Here is a 2,107-nt window from a genome sequence, read left to right on the forward strand (position 1 = left end):
AAGTGTGAATTCTTCAAATACGTTTTATAATTTTGCACTTGCTGGTTGACTCTGCTATCTATGCGTCCAAATGTACAAAAAGCAGTTTGTCATACCATCCTCTCATTTTCTGCAAATGACGCCGAAAGATTAACGGATGCTATGATGGTGAAGATTGCCGATGAGTATTTAGAGAAAATGGGCTATGCCGATACACAGAGCCTGATTGTAAGGCACAGTGACCGCCAGCATCCGCACTTGCATATTTGCATCAACCGCATTGGCAACGATGGCAAGACCATCACCGACCGCAACGAGAAATATCGCTCCACAAAGATTTGCAGAGAATTGACTGAACGTTATGGCTTGACTATTGGGGAAGGAAAACAAAAGGTGAATCGCCCTCGATTGCGGGGGGAAGATAAATTGAAGTATGAGATATTCGATGCCATCAAGGCAGTGTTACCCCAATCGAAAAATTGGAAAGTTTTTGTTGCTGGTCTAGGGCAACAAGGTATTACCACTCGTTTCAAGACGAAAGGCAATACCGATGGTATCCAAGGAATCATCTTTGTAAAAGACGGATGTAGTTTTAGTGAGTCGAAGATAGACCGCTCATACTCCTTTGCTCGACTTAATGAAACGCTCAATCAAAATAATCAGCAGCAACAGTATGAACAACTTGTACTAGTGTCTAAGGAGGTTTCTGAAGGATCGAGTAATTTTCTTACAGAACTATCCGAAGCATTCGTCGAAAGTTTCACACTGCCAACGTCTAATGCTGGTGTAGATGTAGACGAAATACGTTTTCAAAAGAAACTTCGCAATAGAGCTAATCGCAAACGTAGAATTTAATCACATCAAATTTATATCAGTATGAATAATGAAACAGCCCCCATTCTCGACATCCTCGAAGAACTCAAACAAGAATGCAAAACCATCAAGAAGTCACAGGCAGAACTTCGTACTGCTTTGGTTGAGCAACAAAATACGAAGCCTCAAGATAACACCCAAGTGCCCAAAGCTGTACACCTCCAACTATCCCAAGAAACGCAAGCCAAAATCAAAGAGCACCAACTTTTTGTTTTGGCGGCATTAGAAGAGTCGTTCAAGAAACTCGACCCAAAGTTTGAAGCCTTACAAAAACTTATCAGCGAGCAACAAAAGCCAGTGGTGTTTAAGAACTACTCGCTCTTTGCTAGTGTACGTTTAGCCGAGCGAATTTTACTAGGTCTTGTTTGCGGTTTAGTCATGGTGAGTTGTTGGTTTTTCTCCATGGGTGCTCATGAACTTCAAACCGCCTCTGACTACGAGTTGCGTTACCGCTATCTGCGTATGCAAGGCAAAGCCACCGTCTCAGACTTTGCTCATCTTGACAGTATGTTTATCTCGCATCGCAATCCCCAAGCCATCCATCAGTTAGAGCAGAAGGTTATCAATTACGAACAAGCCCTACAACGACAATCCGAGTTACTGATGGAACAGAAACGTATTTTGCAGGAGCAGGGTGAATTGAAGAAGCATTTGAAAGAATCGAGTAGGAGGTAAACACTAATCATAGGTGTTTATTTCCTACTTTCGTGTTCACCGACCTCTCACACCACCGTACATGCGGTTCCGCATACGGCGGTTCCTATTTTGGGTGCCATTCGAGATACGACCCCATTAAATTTGCATACCCTGCTGAGCGTAGATTGTTGTTACATATTGCAGTTGCTAAAATAGGACTATTAGCTATATGCCAATAACCCTTACGAGTATTACCCCATTCGTATGCTTTGTATTTATTAATACCACATCTAATGAGGTTTGCCACTTTTGTCCTGACTTTCTTCCAAGCCTTCCATATACACATGCGTATTCTACGTCTTAACCATTCGTCTGTTTCAAGCAAGAAACGTTTCATATTGGCAAGGTGATAATAACCGACCCAACCTTGTATGTATTCTTTCAGTTTTTTGCTTTCTCTTGGCGTATCCCCATCCATTACTGCGACTTGTCAATTCTTTTAGCTTTGACTTCATCTTGGCTTTGGACTTAGGATGCACCGTGAGTTGGCATTTACCTTTCATCACATAAAAGGAGTAGCCGAGGTATTTCATTCCTCGCACATACGACACTACGGTCT

At 42.2% G+C, this 2,107-nt stretch carries 1 protein-coding gene and 2 pseudogenes; 2 read left to right on the forward strand and 1 reads right to left on the reverse strand.

What is annotated here, in order from left to right; translation table 11 throughout:
• Positions 1 to 57: 57 nt before the first annotated feature.
• A pseudogene (locus HMPREF9304_RS12160) lies at positions 58 to 834 on the forward strand (relaxase/mobilization nuclease domain-containing protein); the annotation flags it as partial.
• Positions 835 to 855: 21 nt separating this feature from the next.
• Positions 856 to 1,527 carry a hypothetical protein gene (locus tag HMPREF9304_RS12165; protein ID WP_036929593.1) on the forward strand — a complete coding sequence of 224 codons (672 nt, stop codon included), beginning with the start codon at positions 856 to 858 and terminating at the stop codon, positions 1,525 to 1,527.
• 85 nt (positions 1,528 to 1,612) lie between these two features.
• Here HMPREF9304_RS12165 and HMPREF9304_RS15255 read toward each other — a convergent pair.
• Positions 1,613 to 2,107, reverse strand: a pseudogene (locus HMPREF9304_RS15255) (group II intron maturase-specific domain-containing protein); the annotation flags it as partial.

Origin of the sequence: Hoylesella timonensis S9-PR14 (assembly GCF_000762405.1) — a bacterium.
Lineage (GTDB): Bacteria > Bacteroidota > Bacteroidia > Bacteroidales > Bacteroidaceae > Prevotella > Prevotella timonensis_A.

Bases quoted from the DNA above. Each gene is read 5' to 3' on its own strand.
- HMPREF9304_RS12165 (WP_036929593.1), top strand. From the start codon at position 856: ATGAATAATGAAACAGCCCCCATTCTCGACATCCTCGAAGAACTCAAA.